Raw genomic sequence first — 22,200 nt, forward strand, 5'->3', positions numbered from 1 at the left:
GTGCGGTCGTGCGGTGCCTCGAAGGGGTGCGGGGAACTGCGGGACCGGCCACGGCGGATCCGCAGTCGACGTACCGGTGGCCGGACTACCCGTGGGCCGCGGGAGCAGCGGGCCGCCGTCCGTGCGGGGCGCACTCCTGACCACGTTCGGCGCCCGTGGCGTCCGGCCCGTCGGGGGGTCCGGGACCTGCGTCCCGGACCCGCCGGGGTTCAGCCCGCCGCCGCCTCCGCATCGCCGGTGACGGTGACGCCTTCCGCGAACCGGACGATCTGGCTGTCGGTGAGGCGCAGTTCGACGGGCACCTGGACGAGGACGTTGTGGCCCGCGGAGTCCGGGTAGATCAGCCACTTGGCCCCCTTGTCCTCGGTCAGGCCCAGCGAGCCCGCCTTGCCCTTGACGGTCACCTTGGTGACGGGCGAGTCGGCGGGCAGCCGCGACATTCCCTGGAGCATGACGGCGATCCCGCGGCTGAGGTCGGTGGCGCCGGGAACCGGCTTGGGGGTGTGCGTGCCGGGCGGGACGGCCACGAACACGCTCGTGGTCGACGACTCCACCTTCCAGCCCGCCGGAACCGTGTCGACCGTGAAACCGGCCGGCTGGGGGCCGTGGTACGCGGCGAACTCCAGGTGCGGCGTCTGCTGAACCGGGGTCGACTTCTGCTGGGCCGTCGCCGGCGTCCGCTGGGCCGCCGCCGTGCTCGGCCCGGAGGACCGGCCGCCGCCGAACTGGCCCGCGCTGCCCACGGCGATGGCGGCCACCGCGGCCACGGCGGCGAGGCCCGCGACCCGGCGACGGCGTCGGCGGACCAGCGCACCGTGCCCGCGGGCGACGTCGGCGGCGACGGTCTCGGCGTCGGCCGGGACGTCATCGGTGCTCCGCAGAGTGCTCAGAACATTGGTCACGTCTTGCACGTCAGTGCTCCATTCGCGTTTTTCTCAGTGCTGGATGAACGAGGTGGTGGATGAATGGGGGGTGGATCAGACGAGGTGGCCCGAGCGCTGGGGGAGATGCGCGCGCAGGCGCTCCAGGGCCCGGGCGCTCTGGCTCCGGACGGTGCCCTCACTGCATCCCAGGGCCGCGGCCGTCTCGGCGGAGCTGAGCCCCTCGATGTAGCGCAGGACGACCGCGGCCCGCATGCGCTTCGGCAGGGTCGCCAGCAACGCCAGCACCGCGGACCGGTCCGTGTACGGGGTGTCCGCGGCCGCGACCTCGGGCAGCTCCGCCCGGACCTGCTCGCGGCGGTGGAACAGGCTCCGCCGGTCGTCCGTCACCGCGTTCACCACGCAGCGCCGTGCGTACGCGTCCAGCGTGCCGGGACGCACCCGTGGCCACGCCAGGTACAGGCGGGTCAGCGCCACCTGTACCACGTCCTCCGCCTTGGCCTGATCGCCCGAGAGCAGCAGCGACGCCACGCGCACGAGCGCCGCGCGCCGAGTCCGCACGAACTCGGTGAACTCGCGGTCCCGCTCGGAAGCAGATTTCACGGATACGCACTTTCTCTCGCGGGGCCCTTGCCGGTGTCACCCCTCATACGGGGCGGGTGGGGTCTCCCGTTGCACGCCTGCTGAGATTTTTTGACAGCGGGTTCGGTTCGGTCACGCCGCCGGAAGTGCCGTAGGTCTCACCGTGCGGCGAAGGCGGTTTGACCGAGTAACAGGACGGCATAACGGGACGGGTTCCGTCATAGCTGTCACTTCCCGCATACCGTTCCGCCCCCTGAACGGACCGTTCGTGGTCGATTACAGTGCTGAACGTCGTGCGTGCGGTCGGTGCCGTGGGAGGTCTGGGTGGGTACGACAGCCGGTGTGGTCTGGGGCCGTGCCGAACAACAGGACTTCCGCAGCCGGGTGCGCGGCACCCTCCTGGGGTCGGCCCTCGGTGACGCCTTGGGCTCTCCGGCCGACGGGCTCACGCTGGAGGAGATCCGCTCCTCGTACGGCGCGGAGGGCCTGACCGACCTGGCCGTCGCCGGCGCCGGACGCGGCACGATCACCCACCACACCCAGCTGACGCTGTTCACGGTGGACGGGCTGATCCGCGCCCAGGTCCGCCGGGACACCGGCGCCTGGCATCCGCCGACCGATCTGCACCGGGCGTATCTGCGCTGGATGGCCACCCAGCGGGACTGGGGCCCGGACGAGCGGCGCGAGGAGGACGGCTGGCTGGCCCGGGAGGAGTGGCTGTACGCCCGGCGGGATCCGTCGCGGGCGCTGCTGGTCGGCTTCGGGGACCAGCACATGGGGACGCTGGAGAAGCCCAAGAACCCGGGTGAGCTGGGCCCGGAGGTGGTGGCCAGGTCGGCGCCCTTCGGGCTGCTGGTCGGCTGGGAGCCGCAACTGGTGGTGCAGTTGGCCGTGGAGTGCGCGGCGCAGACCCACGGCCACCCCACGGGATACCTGGCGGCGGGCGCGTACGCGGTGATCGTGCACGCGCTGGCCCGCGGTGACGACCTGGACGGCGCCGTCCAGCGGGCCCTCGCCCTGCTCGCCGCGCGCCCCGGCCACGAGCCGGTCTCGGACGCCCTCCAGCACGCCCTCGGCGCGGTGCGGCAGGGGATGCCCAGCCCGGCGCGGGTGGAGGAACTGGCCGGGGACGGCATGGCGGACGGGCTGCTGGCCGCCGCCGTGTACTGCGCGCTGGTGGGGGAGGACGTACGGCACGGGCTGTGCCTGGCGGTGAACCAGGCGGGCCCCTCCGGCGCGGCGGGCGCGCTCACCGGCGGGCTGCTCGGTGCCCTGCACGGCGAGACGGCCCTCCCGCCGGCCTGGCTGGCCGAGTTGGAGGGCCGTCGGACGATCCTGGAACTGGCGGACGACTTCGCGATGGAGATGACCCAGGGGCCCGCGCTGCACGGGCCCGCCGGGTCCTCGCCGGGCTGGCTGGCCCGGTACCCGAGGGCGTGAGGGTCAGTCCTTCGCGGGTGCGCCCACCGCGTCGTCGCCCGCCTGCGCGGGGGTGGGCAGGGCGCCGGCGGCGCTGTCGTCGTCCGTGTTGATCCGCTCGATGATCGCGATCCGCTCCGGGGTGTCCTCCGGCTTCAGGTAGCCGACGAGGATGTACAGCACCAGGGAGACGGCCAGCGGTACGGAGACCTGGTACTGGAGCGGGACACCGCTGTCGACGGACCAGTTGATCGGGTAGTTGACCAGCCAGAAGGCGAGCAGCCCGGCCGCCCAGCTGACCAGTGCGGCCGTCGGGCCCGACCTGCGGAACGTGCGCAGCAGGCCCAGCATCATCGGGATGGCGATCGGCCCCATCAGACCGGCGACCCATTTGATGACGACGGTGATGATGTCCTTGAACGTCGGCGAGTTGACCTGGGTGGCCACCGCCATGGACAGGCCGAGGAAGACGACGGTCGTGACGCGCGCCGCGATCAGGCCCGAGCGCTCGCCCCAGCCACGCGCCCGCGCGGACAGCACCGGTGCCACGTCCCGGGTGAACACAGCGGCGATGGCGTTGGCGTCGGAGGAGCACATCGCCATGGTGTGGGAGAAGAAGCCGACGATGACCAGGCCCAGCAGGCCGTGCGGCAGGAGCTGTTCGGTCATCAGGGCGTAGGAGTCGGAGCCGTCCGGCTTCTGCGCGTGGACCAGCAGCGGCGACATCCACATCGGGAAGAACAGGACGACCGGCCACACCAGCCACAGCACCGCGGACAGCCGCGCCGAACGCTCCGCCTCGCGCGCGTTGTTCGTCGCCATGTAGCGCTGGGCCTGGTTCAGCATGCCGCCGTTGTACTCGAAGAGCTTGATGAACAGGAAGGCGAGCAGGAAGACCGTGCCGTACGGGCCGACCAGCGGTTTGCCGTGGCCGTGCAGCGCGGGCTCGTCCCAGGCGCCGAAGAAGCCGATGTTCTTGTCGTCGAGCTTCAGCACGACCGCCACGAACATGGCGACACCGGCGAGCAACTGGATGGCGAACTGGCCGAGTTCGGTCAGCGCGTCCGCCCACAGGCCGCCGATGGTGCAGTAGACGGCCGTGATCGCGCCGGTGATGAGGATGCCCTGGTTCAGCGAGACACCGGTGAAGACGGACAGCAGGGTGGCGATGGCGGCCCACTTGGCGCCCACGTCCACGATCTTCAGCAGCATCCCGGACCAGGCGAGCGCCTGCTGGGTGGGGAGGTTGTAGCGGTTCCTCAGGTACTCCAGCGGGGAGGCCACGTGCAGCCGTGAGCGGAGCCGGTTGATCCGCGGCGCGAACAGCTTCGAACCGATGGCGATGCCCAGGGCGATGGGGAAGGACCAGGTGACGAAGGAGGTGACGCCGTAGGTGTAGGCGATGCCCGCGTACCCGGTGAACATCACGGCGCTGTAGCCCGACATGTGGTGCGAGATGCCGGAGAGCCACCAGGGCATCTTGCCGCCGGCCGTGAAGAAGTCGCTCACGTTGTCCACGCGCTTGTGCGACCACACACCGATCGCGACCATCACGCCGAAGTAGGCGATGAGCACGGCCCAGTCGAGACCGTTCATGTGCCCCCCTTCCAGGGTCCGCCTTGTGAACCCCGCTCAGCTGGCCGGCACTTCGCATGAGCGGAGTGGGGACTGGGAAGGCCGCGAAGTGCCCGCTCATCGTGGGTGTGTTGAGGAGGGCACGACAAGTCAACGGAAGGTCAAGGGCAGGTAAAGATGTTCGGCTTGCTGACCTTGATTCATGTACCTGAACTGTGGGCGGGGTTCGAGAATGCGGGTCAGCGCATCAGCTCCCCGGCGTTGACCAGCAGCGACTGCCCCGTGATGGCGCGTGCCCGGTCCGACGCCAGGAACACCGCCGCGTCCGCCACGTCCCCGTCCGTCGCCAGCTCCGGCAGCGCCATCCGCTCCGTCAGCCGGCCGAGCACCTCCGCCTCCGGCACCCCCTCGGTCTCCGCGGTGAACCGCACGTACGCCTGCACCGGCGGCCCCCACATCCAGCCCGGCAGCACCGTGTTCACCCGGATCCGGTGCGGCCCGAGTTCCCGCGCCAGCGAGTACATCGCGCTGGTCAGCGCCCCCTTCGAGGCGGCGTACGCGGCCTGCTTCACCTGGGAGGGCGCCGCCACCGCCGACTGCGTCCCGATGAACACCACCGAACCGCCGGACGCCTTCAGGGCCGGCAGGCAGGCCCGGGTCATCCGCAGCGTGCCCAGCAGGTTCACGTCCAGCACCGACTGCCAGGTCGCGAAGTCCGCGTCCTCCACCCCGCCGAAGTAGGAGTCCCAGGCGGCCACCTGCACCAGGGCGTCGATCCGCCCGAACCGCTCCCGCGCCAGCCCGGCCAGCGCCTCGCACTGCCCCTCGTCGCCGATGTCGGTCGCCCGGTACGCCGTACGGCCGCCCGCCGGGTCGATCTCCGCCGCGCTCTTGGCGAGGTTCGCCTCGGTGCGCGCCCCGAGCACCGCGTTGCCCCCGTCCCGTACGACGGCCGCCGCGACCTGGTGTCCGAGTCCGGCACCCACCCCCGACACCACGACGGTCTTGCCCGCGAGCAGTGACATGACGGCCCTCCTGGCTCTCCCGGCCCGACATCGAACGGACCTGACGGTGCGTCAGAATATGGGGCGGGTGCGGGAGTACGGAAGAGGAGGCGCCGGAAAGGGGGACGCGCGCGCATCCCGCGGCCGTACGCGGACCCCGCGCCCACGGCCGACGGGCGGCGCACCGCCGGACCTCCCCCGAGTCCCGTCACCTGAGGGAGCCCGAGCCCCCGTCACCTGGGGGAGACCCGAACCTCCGTCACATGGGGAAGGAGAGCAGGCGCACCGCGCCGGTCGGCCAGACCGCTCCGTCGTGCAGCGGTGTGACCATGGTCCGCAGCGGCATCACCACCGGACCCTCGTGCTGCTCGACCCGGACGTCCTGGTCCAACGCCCGCCAGCCGAGCCGCCCGTAGAAGGGGACGAGGGGCTCCCGGCAGAAAAGCAGCGCGTGTTCTGGCCCCAGCGTCCGCGCCTGGTCCAGGGCCGCCGCGACGACCGCGCGCGCCAGCCCGCGCCCCCGCACGTCCGGAGCGACGGCCACTCCGCCGACGCCCACGACCTCGCCGCGCGCACCGCCGACCGACACGGGCAGCCGGACCAGGCCGGCGTGCGCCACGAGACGGCTGCCCAGCCTGATGCCGACATGGTCCTCCTTGGGCAGCCAGGTGAGGTCGGCCCGCGCGACCCCGAACGGATCCTCGCCGTCGCCGAGGATCTCCTGCTGCTCGGTACGGGTGTATCGGGTGAGCCGCACCGCGGGTGACGGTACGGGCGACAGGTGATCGGCCATGGCCCCCAGGATGCCCGCCGGTGCGGAGGTGCGGATGCCCGCCGGTGCGGAGGTGCGGATGCCCGCCGGTGCGGAGGTGCGGAGGTGCGGAGGTGCGGAGGTGCGGAGGTGCGGAGGTGCGGCCGTGCGGCGGTGCGGCGGTGCGGCCAGGATGGCCCGATATTCGGGACGCACGCGCGCACGGCTCACGGCAGCTCGCGGCGGAGGAGTGGTCCGCGGCGGCTCAGCGCAGTTCGTCGACGTAGCGGTCCGTTCCCGGGACGGTCGGCAGGAACGGTGCGACGAACTCCACGCGGCCCAGCCCGCCGGCGGCGACCGCCGTGTCCAGGTCCGTGAAGTGCTCCCGCCACACCTCGCGGGGATCGCGCTGGAGGAACCACAGCAGCGTGAGGCGGGTCCCGACCCCCTCGACCTGTTTGACGTAGGTCATCCGGTCCAGCGGCAGCGGCGTCGGCGCGAAGACGGTCACCATGGCCGCGGGCGAGCCGGCCAGCCGTTTCGGCAGGTGGTCGTCGCGCAGCCAGGCGAGCAGGTCCGCCCGGCCGTCCGCCGAACCGGCCTCGACGACCTCGGCGACGAGCCCGGCGTAGGGGTGGTCGAGGGCGTGCACGTCCCGCGGGCCCCGGCCGCCGTCGCGGTAGACGGTCGTCACGTGGTCCTGGAAGGCCGTGAAGACATGGGTACGGTCCTGGAAGACGCGGTGGTCCCGGTTGAGGCGCTTGTTGATGCCGACGGTCCACCGCATGTGATCGGCGTAGCGGCCGGCGGTGATCCAGTAGGTGGAGAGGTAGCACCCGGCCGTGACGGGCTGCGCGACGGCCGACTTCTCCGGGTAGCGCAGCAGTTGCAGCTCGCGGGTGGCCACCCACCGGCGCCCGGCGTACATCCAGGGCATCGCCATGGCGCCCGCGATGTAGTGGTCGTCCTCGTACCACCGGTTGTAGCCGTGCTCGTGGCCCGGGTGCGGCTCGACCATGGTGATCAGCGCGTGCCCGAGATCGGCTCCGTAGGGGCCGACGGCGGCCAGTTCCGCATACAGGTGACTGCGGGTCCCGTCAGCTTGCACCGCGTCGTCAGTCATACCCCAGGTCTAGCTGACGGACCATCAGATTGGGAAGGGTGCGGTGCCGCCGGACTGCCCGGACCGCCGTCACTTCTTCAGCTCGTCCGGGCAGGGCGTGCCCCGCGGCAGCTGGTACGGCGAGGCCAGCCGGTACGTCCCCGCCCGCGGAGCGAGTAGTTCGGTCCACTTGTCGCCCTGGGCGTCCTCGGTCGTCTCCATCAGGCAGCCGTTGATGTTGTCGTACGTCTTCGGCGTGCCCGCGGCGCGATGCTTGGATGCCTCCGTCTCCTGCGGCGGCTTCAGGCTCTTGCCGTCGGCGTCCACGATGCTCAGCCACGGCGAGTACGGGATGCGGATCACGATCCGGCCCGCCCGGCGGACGTCGATGGTCATCTCGCCCTGCTCCGCGCGCTCCACGACCGCGTCGGGCTCGGCGAGCGGCGCCGGGTCCGTCACCCGGAACAGCTGCCAGTTGGCGTCGCCCCAGATCTGCGTCAGATACGGCATCCCGCGCTGGACCAGCTCCCGCTCCCGCTCGCCGCCGTCACCGTCCGGCTCACCCTTGGGCAGCACGACGAAGTGCACGGCCCAGCGCTGGAGCCACTCGTGGTAGTTCGCCGAGTTGAGCGTGTCGTCGTAGAAGAGGGGGTTGCGCTCCATGTCGGCCTGCCGGTTCCAGCCGCGGGCCAGATTCACGTACGGCGCGAGCGCGGACGCCTCCCGGTGGGAGCGGGCCGGGACCACCTCCACCCGGCCCTTCTCGGCGCCGACCTGCTGCAACTGGTGGACCAGCGGCGCCAGCTCGCGCGCCCACGACGCCGCCGGAGTGGTGTGCACGATGTCGTCGACCGACTTGAAGCCGACCCAGCCGACGAACCCCAGGAACGACAGGACGATCACGTACCACTTGCGTGACCGCGGCATCGCGAAGGGCAGCGCCGCGATCAGGACCACCCCCGCGAACAGCATCGCCAGCCGCGTGATGTTCGACCCGATCTGCGAACTGACCAGCCAGACCAGCACGACGGCCAGGCTGTACACCCCGGCCGTCAGCCGGACCGTCTTCCACCGCCTGGGCACCAGGAACACACAGAGCAGCCCGTACAGCAGCGGCAGGATCACGGTGCCGATGCCCATCGGCTGGGTGCCGGAGAACGGGAACAGCCAGGCCGAGACGGCGACCACCGCGGCGGGGGCGAGTCCCAGCGCCCAGGCCCCCGGGCGTCGCCTCTGGAGGAACAGCGCCACCGCGACCAGCCCCACGAACAGGCCCGCGACCGGCGACGACATGGTGGCGAGCGCCGCGAGCGGCGCCGCGACCAGGGCCTTCGCCCACCGTTTGAGCCGCCAGCGGTGGGGCCAGCAGTGGACGGCCGCGACCGCGCCGAGGGCGAACATCGTGCCCAGACCGAAGGTCACCCGGCCCGACAGCGCGTTGCAGATCAGCGCGAACACCCCGGCCAGCGACGCCCACAACGGATTGCGCACGGACCGGCTGCGGATGAGGACCAGGGTCAGCAGGCCCGCCGACACGGTCCCCGCGATCATCATCGTCGTACGGACGCCGAGGACCGACATCAGATAGGGCGACACCACGCTGTACGACACCGGGTGCATGCCGCCGTACCAGGCGAGGTTGTACGCCGAGTCCGGGTGCCGGCCGACGAACTCGGCCCATGCGTCCTGGGCCGCGAGGTCGCCGCCGCTGTTGGCGAAGGAGAAGAACCAGAGGACGTGCAGCACACCGGCGAGCGCGGTGACGGACAGCGCCGGATGCCGGAGCAGCCGCTGCCGCAGCGGTTCGGCGCGGGCGAGCAGCCGCGCCCGGCGGGACGCGCGGCCGTCCGCGGGAGCGGGGCCGCCGGCTATGGGGACGGAGTCGGCGATTACGGGAGCGGAGCCGGCTGCTTCGGGAGCGGAGCCGGCGTCCGCGGGGCCGGAGTCGGCGTCCGCGGGGCCGGAGTCGGCGTCCGCGGGGCCGGAGCCGGCGTCCGCGGGGCCGGAGTCGGCGTCCGCGGGGCCGGAGCTGTCGAGCAGGGGACGGGAGCTGTCGGCTATGGGCCCGGAGCGGGCGTCCGCCTGAGGGGAGCTGCCGTCCGCGTGGCGGGAGCCGTCGTCTGTATGACGGGAGTCGCTATGACGGGAGTCGTTGTCCGCGTGGCGGGAGTCGTCGTTCGCGTGGCCGGGGTGAGCGTCCGCGTGGCCGGGGTGAGCGTCCGCGAGGCCGAGCCGTCGGCCGGGGCGGGCGTCCGAGGCGGCGGGGGGAGCGCTCCCGCGCGGAGGAGGAGCGTCCGGGTCAGTCGAGGGCGGCCGTATTCGCGGGCCGGATCCCGGGCCCGGTTCGGCGTCGTCGGCGTGTGTCGGCTCCGCAGTGGCCACCTGAAGGCACTCCCCGTGTCCCGTCTTCCGTTCTCGGCCGGGTTCCCCAGTGTTTCCGGCTGCTTGGCGGCCAGTTCGCGGCCGTGTCCCTTGACCGGCGACCTGCCCCGATTCGTGACGCTAGCACGCACCCCGCCGCGGGGCTCCCGGGTGGGGGCCCCGTCGACGGGGTGCGGGGGGCAGAACGGAGGCGGGGACGAGCCGCGTGCGCCGACGGACCGGCGCCGCGGATCAGCTGATACGGGTCAGTTTGTCCGTGAAGCCGGGCTCCGTCAGATCCTGCTGCAACGCGACCGGAACCTTCACCGCCCCGCTCGAACCGTCGCCCACGGTGAGGGTGCCGACCGTGGTGCCGGCCTTCGCGGAGTGCGGCACGGCGTCGGCGGAGAAGGAGAGCCGGACCTGGAGACCGGCCCAGCCGACCGCCGGGACGTCCTTGGTGCTCACGACCGGGGTACGGCCGCCGAGCCCGTCGTCCACGTACCCGACGACGTCGCCCTTCTTCAGGATCGTCGCCGTCCGGAGCGCGTCCTGCGCGGCCCGGATCAGCTTGTCGCCCGCGTCGAGGGCGCCGCTGAGGATCGTGTTGTCCGAACCGCCGGGCCCCTGGCCGAGCACGGCACCGACGATGGTCTTGGTCTCGCCGCCGACCGCCTTGGTCGCCGCGAAGACCAGGTTGCCGCCGGCCGCGGTGGTGGTGCCGGTCTTGATGCCGACGACGCCGTTGGAGCCGACCAGACGGTTCCAGTTGCTGTGCGTGGCGCCCTTGTAGTCGGTGTACTCCATCATCTGGGCGACTTCCCGGAAGGCGGGGTCCTGCATCGCGGCCTTCGCCAGCTTCACCTGGTCCACGGCCGTGCTGACCGTCGTCTTCTCCAGGCCCGAGGGGTCGGTGTACGTCGTCTGGGTCATGCCCAGGTCCTTCGCGGCGGCGTTCATCTTCGCCACGAACGCCTTCTCCGACCCGGCGTCCCACCGGGCGAGCAGCCGCGCCACATTGTTCGCGGACGCGATCAACACGCCTTCGAGGGCCTCCCGCTCGGTGATGCTGTCGCCCGCGCGGACCTGCACCGTCGACTCGCCGTCCGCGGTCGCCTGGTCCTCGGCCGTCTGGTCGACGTGGATGTTCGGTCCGTCGCCGCTGCCCTTGAGCGGGTGGTCGCGCAATATCAGGTACGCGGTCATGACCTTGGCGACGCTGGCGATCGGCACGGGCCGCTGGGTGCCGGACGAGCCGAACGTGCCGATGCCCTGCACATCGAGCGCGCCTTCCCCGGCGGACGGCCACGGGAGCGACGCCTTGCCGCCGTCGAAGGTGTACGTCTGCTGCGCGGTGAGGTCGAGCCGGGGGGAAGGCAGCGGGCGCACCGCCTGTACGACCGCAAAGACGACCGCGAGCAGCAGGACCAGCGGGGTCCAGATCTTGACCCGGCGGATGATCGTGCGGACCGGGGTCTGCGGAGGCGGCGGCGTGTTCGTCAGCTCGGCCAGCAGGTCCAGCGGGGGCTTGGGCGGGAGCGGCTGCTGGGCGGTGCGCTCGGGGCCGAACCGGGGGACCTGGGAGGTGGCCTCGGCGGGGGACGGCCTGGGCTTGCGGGCGGCCGGGTCGTCGAGGGGCTTGAGCGCGACGAACGTGCTGGTGCGCTCGGAATCGGACTCGGAGGCGGCGGGCTTCTTGGCGCCGCCGACCTTGAGCGTGGTCGTCGGCTGATCGACCTGCGGCTTCTCCCCGGACGCCCGCACGGCCTTGAAGACGGCGGTCGGCTGGTCCTTCCCGGCCGCGGACGCCTTGCCGCCGTCCCCGGCGGCCTTGCCGTCGCCTCCGGGGGTGTTGCCGCTGTCCTCGGCGGCCTCGGCAGTCTTGGCGGCCTCGGCGCCGTCCTCGGCGGCTTTGGCGCCGTCTCCGGCGGTGCTGCCACCGTCCTCGGCGGTCTTTTCGCCGTCCCCGGCGGTCTTTTCGCCGTCCTGGGCGCCAGCGGCGCCTGCCCGGGGGGCCGTTGCGCCGTTCCCGGTGTCCTGCCCGGCGCCGCCCCGGGCGGGCCCGGCATCGTCCTCGGCGGCCTTGCCGGCTTCGGCGGCTTCGGCACCGTTCTCGGCGTCCGCCTCGCCACGCGCGTCACCGGCACCGGCCGTACGACGCTCGTCGTCACCGGTGGACGGCGCCTGCGGGGCGTCCGCGCGGCTCGACCCAGCCTCGGGGCCGGAGTCCGCCTCGGAGCCCGCGACAGCCTCGGAGTTGGCGGCAGCGCCCTCGCGCCCGGCGTCCGGACCCGCGTCCGAGTCCGCCCCGTCCCGGTCCGCGTCCTCGTCGCCGCCTTCGCCTCCGTCGGCGGTCGCGTCGGCCTCGTTGCTCGCGCCCCGAACGGCATCCGCCTCCGGACCGGCATCCGCCTCCGCTTCCGGGGCCTCGGTCTCCTCCTCGGACGCTGTGGACGCCTGAGGGGCGGCGGCCGGCCGGGAGGGGGCCGGGATGCGGGCGGAGCCCTCCGCTTCCGGCTCAGTGGCCCCAGGAAGGGGCCTGGAGGGGCCTTCCGCGGACTCCGTGCCCGCGGCGTCGGCGGAGTCCCCGGGACGCACCCAGGCCGCCACAGCCGCCCGCAGACGGACCTCGCCCGTTCCGTCGGTCTCGGGGCCGCCGTCGGCCGCCTCCGACCTGTTCTCGTTCTCGCCGGCTTTCCCGCCGTCGCGCTCGCCGTCGGCCGGAGCCTCCCGTACCGACAGCACCTTGGTCGCCGTGTCCACGCCCCCGCGTGACTCCGACTCACGGGCCACCGCGACCCGCGGATCGCGTGCCTCGGGAACCGCACCCCCGCTCCCCGACGTCTGTTCTGCCGACGACTCGCGCTGCTTCGACCTGTCGGGGGACTCGCCCGCCACCGATGCCTCCTTCATGTGCCGCACGTCCTCCGTGCGGGTGCCGAACCGACCGCTGCTGACCGCACATCCCGCCCGGACCACGCCTCCCTGCCGCTGTCCGAACCATGTACCAGTGTCCTGTGTGTGGGCCAAACCAAAGCGGTAGACGAGAACGACATACCTACCGGTTCCCTTACGAACCGGTCACGCACCCTCGACAGACCAATGTGAGAGGGGTCACCCTGTCATTCATCCACGCGGGGAGGCATGGATGGGCAGGAGCCGCAGAACTATTCCGGAGGAGCTTCTGCTGCTGGCACTGGACCCGACCACGGGTACCACTGCACAGCCGCAGTCGCTCGATCTCGGTCTGGCCGGAGCACAGCTAGTGGAGCTGGCGCTGGCCGGACGGATAGCCCCAGACGGGGATCGTATCGCCGTGGTGGTGCCACGGCCGACAGGAGATCCGACGCTGGACAGCGCGTTGGAGTTGCTGCGCAGGCGCGGCGCTCCGGTGCGTGCCGTCCACTGGATCGGCGGGCCCCGACTGGGGCTCCGTCAGATCTACCTCGCGCATCTGGAGCGGTGCGGCATGGTGCACGCCGTACCGGGTCAGATGTGCGGGGTGCTGCCGACGACTCGCTACCAGGCGACGGACACCGCCATCAGCCGGGAGATCCGTGCCCGGCTGGATTCCGCGATCCGCACCGGCGTACCGCCGGACCCGCGGACCGCGGCGCTCGCCGCCCTGGCGCACGCGGTCGGCCTCGGCAAGCACCTGTATCCGGGCAACGAGGGACGCTCGTCCCGTTCCCGGCTGCGGGATCTGATCAGGCACGACCCGATGGGCGGCCTCGTGGCGCACGCCGTGATGGACGTCCAGAACGGTGTGGCGGTCCAGCCGCGCCGCGGTGCCCCGCCTGCCGGTCGCCCGGCCGGACCAGGTGCCCGGCCGGCGGCGGAACCCGCGCGCGGGGTTCCGATGCAGCCGCACCACGGTTCGATGGCGCGTGCCGCGCTCCACTGAGCCGCAGTTCCACGGCACCGCGCGCCGCCCGGCCGCGCGGAGCGCCGGCGTCACCGTATGCCGCACCGTCAGTCCCCAGACCCGGTTCGGGAGCCGCTGGTCGCAGCGGGGCGGTGAGACGCTGTCTGTCTCGCCGCCCCGCTCGACCGTCTGTCGTGCGCCGTTGAACTGACGCGTACGCGCCGTATATCCACGGTTTCCCAGCGGTAGCAAGCACCTTGGTGGCAGTCTGCTCAACAGCAGATACGCAAAGTGCCAGGTACAGGCAGTCAGCCGGAGGTGCACGACCCGTGGCGTCCCATGTCAATCCCACCGTCAGACGACGCCGGTTGGGCCAGGAGCTGCGCAGGCTCCGCGAGCTCAAGGGCATGACGGCGGAGGAGGTGGCGGAGCGACTGCTGGTGTCGCAGTCGAAGATCAGCCGGCTGGAGAACGGGCGGCGCAGCATCAGCCAGCGTGACGTGCGCGACCTGTGCGGGGTGTACGAGGTCGAGGACCAGCGGATCGTCGACTCGCTGATGGAGATGGCCCGGGACTCGCGGCAGCAGGGCTGGTGGCATGCGTTCGGGGACATCCCGTACAGCGTGTACATCGGCCTGGAGACCGACGCCGAGTCACTGCGCGTGTACGAACCCCAGCTCGTCACCGGGCTGTTGCAGACCCGGGCGTACGCGGAGGCCCTGGTGCAGGGGGCGCTGCCGGAGACGTCGACCGAGGACATCGAGAAGCGCGTCCAGGTGCGGATGCGGCGACAGGAACGTATCAGCGCCGAGCACAACCCGCTCCGGCTGTGGGTGGTGCTGGACGAGGCGGCGCTGCGCCGCCGGGTGGGCACCGACCTGGTGATGCGTGAGCAGCTGGAGTACCTGATCGAGATGTCCCAGCTGCCCCACGTCACCGTGCAGGTGCTGCCGTTCGAGGTCGGGGCGCATCCCGGGCTCAACGGGCAGTACGCGATCCTGGAGTTCGCGGACGCGGCCGACTCCAGCGTGGTGTACCTGGAGGGCGTCACCAGCGACCTGTACCTGGAGAAGGCGCACGACGTCCAGCGGTACGCGGTGATGTACGAACATCTGCGGGCACAGTCCCTGAATGTGGAACAATCCCGGCAATTCATCTGGAATGTGGCGAAGTCGTACGCTCGTTGAGATGCTTGCCAGGCGGGCGCCGCATCGTACACGGGCCTCAGGAATAAGCGGAAGGCTCGCCTCGAATATGCCATCCGGTCGGGTGAACGGCCCCTCCGGACACGGGAGTTGACGAGTAGCGTCGATCACGCCAATCGGAAGACCGGGTTGGCGTGAATCACACCAGAGCAACTCGCAACAGGAGTGAACATGGCACTGCTTCAGGGCGCCACGGCGACGTGGACGAAGTCCTCCTACTCCGCTGGGAACGGCGCGTGCGTCGAGGTCAAGTCGCCCGCGGTCGAAGGACTCGTCGTACGCGACTCCAAGGTTTCCGAGGGGCCGGTCCTGGCCTTCCCCGCCGACGTGTGGAACGCCTTCGTGGCAAGGGTCAAGGCGTAGGGAGGCTTCCCTGACCTTGCCGGATTCCGACGACAACTGCACAAGCCATAACTGCACAAGCTCGACCCAGAGCCCTCTCGACCAGATCGCCGTCCTTGCCGAGGGGGCTCGCCCCTTTTCGTCCCCGCGTACGCCGACGAGGCCGGCGGCTACCGCCGCTACCGCGCCGACCAGGTCGAACGCGCCCGTCCCGGGGCCGGGCGGCGCACGCGCCGATGGGGGGGCGGGGCGTCGCCCAGCACGGCGTCCTCCGTCACCGGACGGTCCTTTCGCCCGGCGACGGAGGACGCTGCGCCCAGCCCCAGGGGCAGGGGCGACAGCCGCTCAGCCGAGCTGGCCCTCGATGGCCGCGACGACCTCCGCCGACTCCGGCTCGGTCTGCGGCGCGAACCGGGCGACGACCGCGCCGTCCCGCCCGATCAGGAACTTCTCGAAGTTCCAGCGGATGTCCCCGCTGTGCCCCTCGGCGTCGGCGAACCCGGTCAGCCGCTCGTACAGCGCGTGCCGCCCCGCCCCGTTCACGTCGACCTTCTCGGTCATCGGGAAGGTCACCCCGTACGTGGCGGAGCAGAACTCGGCGATCTCCTCGGCGGTGCCGGGCTCCTGCCCGAGGAACTGGTTGCAGGGCACGCCGAGCACGGTGAGGCCCTGGGCGGCGTACCGCTCCTGGAGCCGCTCAAGACCTGCGTACTGCGGAGTCAGACCGCACTTGGAGGCCACGTTCACGATGAGCACGGCCCTGCCCGCGTACTGCGGCAGATCCGCGGCACCGCCCTGGAGGGCACCGATCTCGACATTCAGCACGGAGTTGTTCTGCTCTGTGGTCGTCATGACCGGATGCTAGCTCCGGTAGGTGCCGGAACGGTGGCCGAGGGCCCACGGCAGTCCCCGGCCTCGACGAGGACCTGGCCCGCCGCGGTCCGCGAGTACAGCACCGACCGCCCGGCCCGCCGCCGCGTCACCAGACCCGCCTCCAGCAGCACCTTCAGATGCCGCCCGACCGATCCGAGCGCCTGCCCGGTCACGGCCGTCAGCTGGGTTGTGCTCATCGGGGAGCCGAGCAGCACCAGCACCTCGGCGCGGGCCGCGCCGAGCAGCGCGCCCAGGCTCGCGGGCACGGACCGGTCCCGGACGTCGGCCAGCGCGCCCGCACACGGGTAGATCACGGCGTACCGGTCCCCGTCCTCCCAGGACACCCACCCCGTCTGCACGGTCACCGGCACGAACACCAGCTCGGCACCGGAGATCTCCCGGGGCGGGTACTCGTGCAGGTTCACCTGGAGCCGGTTCTCGCCGAGCCAGCGAGTGCGCCCCGGCACGAGCGCGTCCAGCGCCGCCGCCCAGCCGCCCCGGCTCATCTGCGCCGTCCGCGCGACCACGTCCGCCTCCAGGATGCGCCTGCGCCGCGCCCAGTACGGCCGTACGGTCTCGGCCCAGACGTACTCCAGGAGCGTGGCCGCCCGGTCGGGCAGGTCGTCGCGGTGCAGTTCGGCGGGGACCGGGCCGCCGAGGGACACCCGCAGCTGCGCCCGTGCCGCCTCGGGGCGGGCCGCCCGCACCCGGGCCACGGCCTCCTCGAAGCTCTCGCCGTCGCGCGGCGGGGGAGTGAGGAAGTCCGCGATCCACCCCTCGGGTTCCCGGCCGGCCCACGGTCCGCCGCCCGACGGGAGCGGGCGCAGCGGGTTCGGCCGGGGCAGACCGGCCTTCACCAGCAGCGCGGTGACCGGGTCGGCCGCCAGCCGCGCCCGGTACGCGGGCAGATGCGTGCGCAGCCACTCCGTCTCACCGGGATGCGCTCCCACCCCCACGTGCAGCAGCTTCAGGGCCGCGAAGGTCTCGTCGAGCGGAGAGAGCAGGAACCGGCTGCGGGCGAGCGTGTCGGCGTTCACCTGCCACCAGCCCACGGCGGCCTCCTCCCGTACGACGTTTCGCGCCCCGGCGAAACAATAACGGCGGGCGCCGCCCGCCCCAAGACTCCGTCCATGCCCAGCACCGAACCTCCCGCCCGCGCAACGCACCCCACCGGGGACCCGGTATCCGTCACGAGCCCGGTGTCCGCCGCGGACCCGGTCTCCGCCACGGACCCGGTCTCCGACGGCGCCGCTTCCGTCCGCCCGGGATTCCGGGCCCTCTTCCGTACCCCGGAGTTCGCCCCGCTGTTCCTCGCCACCGCCGCGCACACCGCCGCGCAGACCGTCAGCGGCCTCGCCCTCGGCACGCTCGTGTACCGGGCGACGGACTCGCCGCTGCTGTCCGCGCTGAGCATGTTCGGTCCCTCGCTCGCCCAGGTGCTGGGCGCGACCCTCTTCCTGTCGGGTTCCGACCGGCTGCGCCCACGGGCCGCCCTGGTGGGCATCTCCGTCGCCTTCGCGGCCGGTACGGCGGCCCTCGCGCTGCCCCATCTGCCGATCGCCGGGGTCTTCGGCGTCGTGGTCCTCCTCGGCCTGGTCGCGTCCCTCGGCGGCGGGGTGCGCTGGGGCCTGCTGAACGAGATCCTCAGCAAGGACGGCTATCTGCTGGGGCGTTCGGTGTTCAACATGATGAGCGGGATCATGCAGATCACCGGGTACGCGGTCGGCGGGGTCCTGGTCGCCGTCCTCTCCCCGCGCGCCTCGCTGCTGCTGTCGACGGCGCTGTACCTGGCCGGAGCCCTCGTACTGCGGCTGGGCCTGACCGCGCGCCCGCCCCGGGCGGCCGGCCGTCCCTCGGTCGCGGCCACCTGGCGCACCAACGCCGTCCTGTGGTCCACCCGCCCGCGCCGCCTGACCTATCTGGGCCTGTGGGTGCCCAACGGCCTGGTCGTCGGCTGCGAATCCCTCTACGTGTCGTACGCCCCGAGCGCCGCGGGCACCCTGTTCGCCTGTGCGGCGCTGGGCATGCTCGTCGGCGACCTGACCGTCGGCAGGCTGCTGCCCCAGGGGATCCGCGCCCGGCTGGCGACTCCGCTGCTCGTGCTGCTCGCGGTGCCGTACACGGTGTTCGCGCTGCACCCGGCGGTCCCGCTCGCCGCGGTCTGCGTCGCCGTGGCCTCCGTGGGCTTCGGCGCGAGCCTGGTGCAGCAGGAGCGGCTGATGGCGCTGACCCCGGACGAACTCAGCGGTCACGCCCTCGGGCTGCACTCGGCGGGCATGCTGACGATGCAGGGCGTGGGCGCCGCGCTGGCCGGTTCGGCGGCCCAGCTCACCTCGCCCGGCACGGCGATGACGGTGCTGGCGGCGGCATCTCTCGCGGTCACGCTGGCGCTGGCGGCGGCGGGCCGTGGCGACGGCGGCACCCGCGGGAGCGACGCCGTCCACGGCACACCCCCTCCCACCGGCACCTCCTGCCCCCTCTAACCCGAACACCCGTAAAACGCAAGTTAGTTCAGCCTTTCCGGGGAACCGGACGGCTCGCTCGCATACGCCTCCGGCCCGGGGACATCCATCCCTCGGGCCGGGCGACGTCCGGCCGTACGGAGCGGGGTGCCGGCGGTGCCCGCGCCCGCTCCGTGACGCGGTGTCAAGAGAGGTCACGACGTCATGCGCGCAGAGGCCACCCAGCGGGTCGCACTCGTCTTCTCCCTGCTGGACGCGAACGGCAACGGAGTCCTGGACTCCGAGGACTTCACGCTCATGGGCGACCGGGTCGTCGCCGCGGCACCCCGGTCCGACGACGGGGCCAAGGACGCCATGCGGGCCGCCTTCGAGCGCTACTGGCTCACGCTGCTGACCGAGTTGGACGCCAACGGCGACGGCGTGATCAGCTTCGAGGAGTACACCGCCTGCGTGCTCTCGCCGGAGCGCTTCGACGCCACGATCACCGCGTTCGCCGAGGCCCTCGCCACCCTCGGCGACCCGGACGGCGACGGGCTCATCGAACGCCCGGACTTCATGGCCCTGATGACGGCGATCGGCTTCGAGCCCGGCAACATCGACGCCCTCTTCGACGCCTTCGGCCCCACGGCCGAGGACCGCATCCCCGTGCCGACCTGGGTGGAGGGGATCCGGGACTACTACGCACCGGACAAGGCGGGCATCCCCGGGGACCACCTGGTCACCGGGTCCGGCTCGGCGGCCTGAGCCGGCTGCCGGGAGCGTCATGAGCAGCGCGGAACACGTCGTCGGGCTGGCCGTCGGCCGGGGTACGGGTGCGGAGATCGCGGCGGTCTTCGAACGGGTCCTGGACCGGCTCGCCCGCTCGTACGGCAGCCACATAACCGTGGTGCGCTCGCCGCGCACCTACCACTCGTACCTCTCCCTGCGGCCGTGCGCCGCCCAGGGGGAGAGCCGCGGCACCGAAGAGGTACGCCGGCTGACCCTGCGGGACGCCGACCACTACGAACGGTTCGTCCGCGAGCGGGCCGCGGCGGGCACCCCGGTGATCTTCCGTACGGCGATCAACGCCCAGACCCTGTACCTGGTGCGGCAGCGGCTGCGGGCCGTGAAGGTGGACACGCTGAACGCCGGGGGAGCCAGGCTGCTGCTGGTCCGGGACCAGGCACAGGGCTTCTACACCGGTGACAACGAGCACCGGCCCGGTTACGTCCGGCGGGTCACGGAGTTCAGCCGGGAGGTCACCGAGCAGGTCCTGGAGTACGCGTTGCGCCGGGCCCGCCGGGAGTGGCCGGACGAGGGGCCGGACCGGATCGTCATGGCGTACAAGTTCCATCTGCTGGACGGTGCGCTGGACGACTGGGCGGCCGAGTTCGCCGAGCGGCACGGCATCGACGTGCGGGTCTTCCAGCCGGACACGGTCAACCGGAACCTGATCGCACACGGTCCCGCCGACCGTACGGTCCTGGTGGCGGGCAACGAGTGGGCGGACATCATGCACGTCGTCCTGCTCGACCGGTTCGGCGCCGGGCGCCAGGAGGACCACTGCACCCGCAACGTGCATCTGCACCCGGAGGTGCACGGGCTGGTCGAGTACCAGACGGTGCACGGTTCGGCCGACGACCTGGCAGGACGCGACCTCGTCAACCCGGTGGCCACCGTACGGGCCGCCGCGGCGATCGCCGAGCGGTACGCGGACTGCCCCGGCGCGGTGGCCGCGACGGAACGGGCCCTGGTCCGTGTCCGGAAGGCGGGCATCCTGACCCCGGACCTCGGCGGCCACCACACGACGACGGAGGTGGTGACCGCGCTCCTCGACGCCCTGGAACCCGGCGCGGAGGCGCGGGCAGCCGCGCCCACCGCCCGACCGGCGGCCACCCCATGACGTCCCCGGCTCCTTCTCCTTCACCCTCTCCGTCCCCGTACTCGGTGGCGGCTTCGACCGCCCGCAGGGGTACGGCCCTGGTCGTCGTCGACGTCCAGAACGACTTCTGCACCGGCCCGCTCGCCGCCTCCCGGTACCCCGGCGACCCGGCGGCGCTGCGCACCGTCGTGGCCAACACCGCGCGTGCGGTGGCGGCGGCCCGGGCCCACGGCACCGAGGTGGTGCACGTCCGTTTCGTCGGGGACCCCGCCCACCAGGGGCCCGCCTGGCGGCACCGGGACGCCCGGCGGGACAGGCCGCCCAAATGCCTGGAGGGCACCTGGGGCGCCGAGTTCGCCGCCCCGCTCGAACCGGCTCCCGGCGAGCGGGTGTTCACCAAGCGGGCGTGCTTCGACGCCTTCCTCTGCGACGGCTTCGAGCGGCACCTCGTCGGCCGCGGCGCCGGGCACCTGGCCTTCGCGGGCCTCTTCACCGACGTCTGCGTGGACAGCACCGCCCGCACCGCGTTCCAGAAGGGCTTCCACATCACGGTCCTCGACGACTGCACCACCGCCCTGCACACCCCCGATGAACAGATCCTGCGGTTCATGCGCCGCCTCTACGGCGCCCGCGTCACCCCGTACGACCGCACCGCCGTATGGACCCGACACCCAGAAGAAGAGGAGGAGGCGGAGTCATGGCCGCTCCCGTCCCGGACACCGCAGGCGTCGACGGAGGCGTCGGACTGACCGCGCTCATGGTGGCCGCCGCGCGGGCCGTCGAGACCGGCAGACCGGACGCGCTGGCGCGGGACGAGTACGCCGGGCACTTCGTCCGCGCCGCCCCCGCCTGCGCGGGCTGGCCGATACGCCCCGAGGAGGTGCCCGACGGGGAAGCCGACCCGCTGTGGGGCAGGCTCGGCCGCTACTTCGGGCTGCGCACCCGGGCCTTCGACGACCACCTGCTGGAGTCCGCCGAGGCGGGCATCCGGCAGGTGGTCCTGCTCGGCGCCGGACTGGACTCCCGCGCCTACCGGCTGCCCTGGCCGCACGGCAGCGCCGTCTTCGAGATCGACCAGGAACCGGTACTCGCCTTCAAACAGCGCACGTTGGACACCCTGGGGACCACACCCCGCGCCACTCGCGTGACGATCGCCGCGGACCTGCGCCTGGACACCTGGCCGGACGCCCTGACCGCCGCGGGTTTCGACCCGGCCCGTCCGACGGCCTGGGTGGCGGAGGGCCTGTTCCTCTATCTCCCGTCGGCCGCGGAACGCCGCGTCCTCGCCGCCGTCAGTGCCCACAGCGCCGCCGGGAGCACCCTCGTGTACGAGGTGAAACGGGGCGTCGAGACGGCCGCGGTCCGCGACTCCCCGGTCTACACGGCGGCCCGCGACCGCATCGGAGTCGATCTCCTCGGCCTGTTCGACCCGGACCCGAGGCCGGATTCGGCCGCCGACCTCACCCGCCACGGCTGGCAGACGCGGACCCGTACCCCCTTCGACTTCAGCCACCGTCTGGGTCGCGGCCCCCGCCCGGAACCCCACGACGCCCTGGCCGCCAACCGCTGGACCTTCGCTGTACACCGCCCGGAGGCGACCACGGTCACTCCCGGCCCGTGACACCGAACCGAGACGTCCGGACACGTGTGCCCACATCAGGCCGGTCGCAAGCCGCGTCTGCACACACCTTGCCGATTCTTGACCCTCCTTGACGATCCGTTCCGCGAACGTTCAATCGGCTGTCCATGCCAAACGATGTGTGTCCCACCTAGGGTTCCTGAGGCTTTCGAAGGAAGGGACTCATGGACACACCCCCGGCAGTCCGGGCGCGCGGCATCGCGAAACGTTTCGGCGAGGTCGTCGCGCTCGACGGCGTCGATCTGGATGTGGCGCAGGGTCAGATCCATGGCCTGGTG

19 protein-coding genes and 1 pseudogene are annotated in these 22,200 nt (G+C 72.3%); 10 read left to right on the forward strand and 10 right to left on the reverse strand.

All coding sequences use genetic code 11. The annotated features are described in order from the left end of the window. Nucleotides 1–209: 209 nt before the first annotated feature. Complete coding sequence (locus ACFY2B_RS42170) at nucleotides 210–902, reverse strand: hypothetical protein (RefSeq protein ID WP_390768370.1); 693 nt, start codon at nucleotides 900–902, stop codon at nucleotides 210–212. Nucleotides 903–977: 75 nt separating this feature from the next. Beyond that, nucleotides 978–1,484, reverse strand: coding sequence for a SigE family RNA polymerase sigma factor (locus ACFY2B_RS42175; protein ID WP_390768371.1), 507 nt, complete (start codon nucleotides 1,482–1,484; stop codon nucleotides 978–980). Between the two features lie 303 nt (nucleotides 1,485–1,787). Between ACFY2B_RS42175 and ACFY2B_RS42180 the strand changes: the two genes are divergently transcribed. Further along, nucleotides 1,788–2,903: an ADP-ribosylglycohydrolase family protein gene (locus ACFY2B_RS42180; protein WP_390768372.1), complete on the forward strand. Its 1,116-nt coding sequence runs from the start codon at nucleotides 1,788–1,790 to the stop codon at nucleotides 2,901–2,903. Between the two features lie 3 nt (nucleotides 2,904–2,906). Here ACFY2B_RS42180 and ACFY2B_RS42185 read toward each other — a convergent pair whose 3' ends face one another. The 6 genes from ACFY2B_RS42185 to ACFY2B_RS42210 form a co-directional block, all read right to left on the reverse strand. Beyond that, entirely contained in the window at nucleotides 2,907–4,478 is a 1,572-nt protein-coding gene (locus ACFY2B_RS42185; RefSeq protein WP_390768373.1) for a sodium:solute symporter family protein, read from the reverse strand. A gap of 218 nt (nucleotides 4,479–4,696) precedes the next feature. Then, entirely contained in the window at nucleotides 4,697–5,482 is a 786-nt protein-coding gene (locus ACFY2B_RS42190; RefSeq protein ID WP_390768374.1) for an SDR family oxidoreductase, read from the reverse strand. A 238-nt stretch (nucleotides 5,483–5,720) separates the two neighbouring features. Next, on the reverse strand, nucleotides 5,721–6,254 hold the full coding sequence (locus ACFY2B_RS42195; RefSeq protein ID WP_390768387.1) for a GNAT family N-acetyltransferase: 534 nt from the start codon (nucleotides 6,252–6,254) through the stop codon (nucleotides 5,721–5,723). A gap of 223 nt (nucleotides 6,255–6,477) precedes the next feature. Continuing rightward, on the reverse strand, nucleotides 6,478–7,335 hold the full coding sequence (locus tag ACFY2B_RS42200; RefSeq protein ID WP_390768375.1) for a hypothetical protein: 858 nt from the start codon (nucleotides 7,333–7,335) through the stop codon (nucleotides 6,478–6,480). 69 nt (nucleotides 7,336–7,404) lie between these two features. After that, a complete protein-coding gene (locus ACFY2B_RS42205; protein WP_390768388.1) occupies nucleotides 7,405–9,354 on the reverse strand; it encodes an MFS transporter in 1,950 nt (649 codons plus the stop codon). Between the two features lie 573 nt (nucleotides 9,355–9,927). Continuing rightward, the gene (locus ACFY2B_RS42210; RefSeq protein WP_390768376.1) at nucleotides 9,928–12,588 is read right to left on the reverse strand and encodes a D-alanyl-D-alanine carboxypeptidase; all 2,661 of its coding nucleotides are present in this window, start codon (nucleotides 12,586–12,588) and stop codon (nucleotides 9,928–9,930) included. 235 nt (nucleotides 12,589–12,823) lie between these two features. On the opposite strand from ACFY2B_RS42210, the gene ACFY2B_RS42215 reads away from it, so the two are divergent. The 3 genes from ACFY2B_RS42215 (at nucleotide 12,824) to ACFY2B_RS42225 (ending at nucleotide 15,108) form a co-directional block, all read left to right on the forward strand. Next, on the forward strand, nucleotides 12,824–13,579 hold the full coding sequence (locus ACFY2B_RS42215) for a GPP34 family phosphoprotein (protein ID WP_390768377.1): 756 nt from the start codon (nucleotides 12,824–12,826) through the stop codon (nucleotides 13,577–13,579). Between the two features lie 290 nt (nucleotides 13,580–13,869). Continuing rightward, complete coding sequence (locus tag ACFY2B_RS42220) at nucleotides 13,870–14,727, forward strand: helix-turn-helix domain-containing protein (protein WP_376533853.1); 858 nt, start codon at nucleotides 13,870–13,872, stop codon at nucleotides 14,725–14,727. Nucleotides 14,728–14,916: 189 nt separating this feature from the next. After that, nucleotides 14,917–15,108 (forward strand): DUF397 domain-containing protein, encoded by a 192-nt coding sequence (locus tag ACFY2B_RS42225; protein WP_390768378.1) that lies wholly within the window; start codon nucleotides 14,917–14,919, stop codon nucleotides 15,106–15,108. 324 nt (nucleotides 15,109–15,432) lie between these two features. Here ACFY2B_RS42225 and ACFY2B_RS42230 read toward each other — a convergent pair whose 3' ends face one another. After that, the gene (locus ACFY2B_RS42230; protein ID WP_390768379.1) at nucleotides 15,433–15,939 is read right to left on the reverse strand and encodes a glutathione peroxidase; all 507 of its coding nucleotides are present in this window, start codon (nucleotides 15,937–15,939) and stop codon (nucleotides 15,433–15,435) included. Further along, nucleotides 15,936–17,012, reverse strand: coding sequence for an ArsR/SmtB family transcription factor (locus ACFY2B_RS42235; RefSeq protein ID WP_390768380.1), 1,077 nt, complete (start codon nucleotides 17,010–17,012; stop codon nucleotides 15,936–15,938). The genes ACFY2B_RS42230 and ACFY2B_RS42235 overlap by 4 nt, the downstream gene beginning before the upstream one ends. A 78-nt stretch (nucleotides 17,013–17,090) precedes the next feature. Between ACFY2B_RS42235 and ACFY2B_RS42240 the strand changes: the two genes are divergently transcribed. The 6 genes and pseudogenes from ACFY2B_RS42240 to ACFY2B_RS42265 all read left to right on the forward strand — a co-directional run. Then, the gene (locus tag ACFY2B_RS42240; RefSeq protein WP_390768381.1) at nucleotides 17,091–18,443 is read left to right on the forward strand and encodes an MFS transporter; all 1,353 of its coding nucleotides are present in this window, start codon (nucleotides 17,091–17,093) and stop codon (nucleotides 18,441–18,443) included. A gap of 183 nt (nucleotides 18,444–18,626) precedes the next feature. After that, on the forward strand, nucleotides 18,627–19,166 hold the full coding sequence (locus ACFY2B_RS42245; RefSeq protein ID WP_390768382.1) for an EF-hand domain-containing protein: 540 nt from the start codon (nucleotides 18,627–18,629) through the stop codon (nucleotides 19,164–19,166). A gap of 19 nt (nucleotides 19,167–19,185) precedes the next feature. Next, complete coding sequence (locus ACFY2B_RS42250; protein WP_390768383.1) at nucleotides 19,186–20,304, forward strand: isocitrate/isopropylmalate family dehydrogenase; 1,119 nt, start codon at nucleotides 19,186–19,188, stop codon at nucleotides 20,302–20,304. A gap of 44 nt (nucleotides 20,305–20,348) precedes the next feature. Continuing rightward, nucleotides 20,349–21,032: a cysteine hydrolase family protein gene (locus ACFY2B_RS42255; RefSeq protein WP_390768384.1), complete on the forward strand. Its 684-nt coding sequence runs from the start codon at nucleotides 20,349–20,351 to the stop codon at nucleotides 21,030–21,032. Next, the gene (locus ACFY2B_RS42260) at nucleotides 20,981–21,904 is read left to right on the forward strand and encodes an SAM-dependent methyltransferase (protein WP_390768385.1); all 924 of its coding nucleotides are present in this window, start codon (nucleotides 20,981–20,983) and stop codon (nucleotides 21,902–21,904) included. The genes ACFY2B_RS42255 and ACFY2B_RS42260 overlap by 52 nt, the downstream gene beginning before the upstream one ends. Before the next feature lie 182 nt (nucleotides 21,905–22,086). Beyond that, nucleotides 22,087–22,200 (forward strand): annotated as a pseudogene (locus ACFY2B_RS42265) (ABC transporter ATP-binding protein); the annotation flags it as partial.

The organism is Streptomyces sp. NPDC001270, from assembly GCF_042896695.1.
GTDB lineage: Bacteria > Actinomycetota > Actinomycetes > Streptomycetales > Streptomycetaceae > Streptomyces.

Bases quoted from the DNA above. Each gene is read 5' to 3' on its own strand.
- ACFY2B_RS42185 (WP_390768373.1), bottom strand. From the start codon at position 4,478: ATGAACGGTCTCGACTGGGCCGTGCTCATCGCCTACTTCGGCGTGATG.
- ACFY2B_RS42195 (WP_390768387.1), bottom strand. From the start codon at position 6,254: ATGGCCGATCACCTGTCGCCCGTACCGTCACCCGCGGTGCGGCTCACC.
- ACFY2B_RS42215 (WP_390768377.1), top strand. From the start codon at position 12,824: ATGGGCAGGAGCCGCAGAACTATTCCGGAGGAGCTTCTGCTGCTGGCA.
- ACFY2B_RS42210 (WP_390768376.1), bottom strand. From the start codon at position 12,588: ATGAAGGAGGCATCGGTGGCGGGCGAGTCCCCCGACAGGTCGAAGCAG.
- ACFY2B_RS42260 (WP_390768385.1), top strand. From the start codon at position 20,981: ATGGCCGCTCCCGTCCCGGACACCGCAGGCGTCGACGGAGGCGTCGGA.
- ACFY2B_RS42250 (WP_390768383.1), top strand. From the start codon at position 19,186: ATGAGCAGCGCGGAACACGTCGTCGGGCTGGCCGTCGGCCGGGGTACG.
- ACFY2B_RS42240 (WP_390768381.1), top strand. From the start codon at position 17,091: ATGCCCAGCACCGAACCTCCCGCCCGCGCAACGCACCCCACCGGGGAC.
- ACFY2B_RS42230 (WP_390768379.1), bottom strand. From the start codon at position 15,939: ATGACGACCACAGAGCAGAACAACTCCGTGCTGAATGTCGAGATCGGT.
- ACFY2B_RS42190 (WP_390768374.1), bottom strand. From the start codon at position 5,482: ATGTCACTGCTCGCGGGCAAGACCGTCGTGGTGTCGGGGGTGGGTGCC.
- ACFY2B_RS42225 (WP_390768378.1), top strand. From the start codon at position 14,917: ATGGCACTGCTTCAGGGCGCCACGGCGACGTGGACGAAGTCCTCCTAC.
- ACFY2B_RS42245 (WP_390768382.1), top strand. From the start codon at position 18,627: ATGCGCGCAGAGGCCACCCAGCGGGTCGCACTCGTCTTCTCCCTGCTG.
- ACFY2B_RS42200 (WP_390768375.1), bottom strand. From the start codon at position 7,335: ATGACTGACGACGCGGTGCAAGCTGACGGGACCCGCAGTCACCTGTAT.